Annotated in this window: 2 rRNA genes; both read right to left on the bottom strand. The window is 55.0% G+C overall.

The features are described from left to right. Window positions 1-3 precede the first annotated feature (3 nt). Window positions 4-120, bottom strand: a 5S ribosomal RNA gene (gene rrf, locus ACWEF6_RS42880). A 65-nt stretch (window positions 121-185) separates the two neighbouring features. Next, window positions 186-1,355, bottom strand: a 23S ribosomal RNA gene (locus ACWEF6_RS42875); the annotation flags it as partial.

Genomic DNA, 1,355 nt, shown 5'->3' with positions numbered 1-1,355 from the left:
TAAGTTCGGCGGTGTCCTACTCTCCCACAACCCTTCGGTTGCAGTACCATCGGCGCTGTCAGGCTTAGCTTCCGGGTTCGGAATGGGACCGGGCGTTTCCCTGACGCTATAACCACCGAAACACTACGAAACAACACACCCCGGTGTGGTGTTTCAGAACCGTAGAGTGGATGCGTAACATCTTTGTAGGCAAGTCCTCGGCCTATTAGTACCAGTCAACTCGACAACACATTACTGTGCTTCCATTTCTGGCCTATCAACCCAATGGTCTGTTGGGGGCCTTAACCCACAAAGGGTGGGATACCTCATCTTGGAACAGGCTTCCCGCTTAGATGCCTTCAGCGGTTATCCCTTCCGAACGTGGCCAACCAGCCATGCCCTTGGCAGAACAACTGGCACACCAGAGGTTCGTCCGTCCCGGTCCTCTCGTACTAGGGACAGCCTTCCTCAAGTATCCTACGCGCGCGGCGGATAGGGACCGAACTGTCTCACGACGTTCTAAACCCAGCTCGCGTGCCGCTTTAATGGGCGAACAGCCCAACCCTTGGGACCTACTCCGGCCCCAGGATGCGACGAGCCGACATCGAGGTGCCAAACCATGCCGTCGATATGGACTCTTGGGCAAGATCAGCCTGTTATCCCCGGGGTACCTTTTATCCGTTGAGCGACACCCCTTCCACCAGGAGGTGCCGGATCACTAGTCCCGACTTTCGTCCCTGCTCGACATGTCTGTCTCACAGTCAAGCTCCCTTGTGCACTTGCACTCAACACCTGATTGCCAACCAGGCTGAGGGAACCTTTGGGCGCCTCCGTTACTCTTTAGGAGGCAACCGCCCCAGTTAAACTACCCATCAGGCACTGTCCCTGAACCAGATCATGGCCCGAGGTTCAGATTCCCAATTCGACCAGAGTGGTATTTCAACAACGACTCCACCACAACTAGCGTTGCAGCTTCACAGTCTCCCACCTATCCTACACAAGCCGAACCGAAAACCAATACCAAACTATAGTAAAGGTCCCGGGGTCTTTCCGTCCTGCCGCGCGTAACGAGCATCTTTACTCGTAGTGCAATTTCGCCGGGCCTGTGGTTGAGACAGCCGGAAAGTCGTTACGCCATTCGTGCAGGTCGGAACTTACCCGACAAGGAATTTCGCTACCTTAGGATGGTTATAGTTACCACCGCCGTTTACTGGCGCTTAAATTCTCAGCTTCGCCATTACTGGCTAACCGGTCCTCTTAACGTTCCAGCACCGGGCAGGCGTCAGTCCATATACATCGTCTTGCGACTTCGCATGGACCTGTGTTTTTAGTAAACAGTCGCTTTCCGCTGGTCTCTGCGGCCACCCACCCCTAGC

Source organism: Amycolatopsis sp. NPDC004772 (assembly GCF_053601215.1).
Note: the sequence above shows the minus strand (reverse complement) of the source record. Positions and strands in the feature narration are given on the sequence as shown.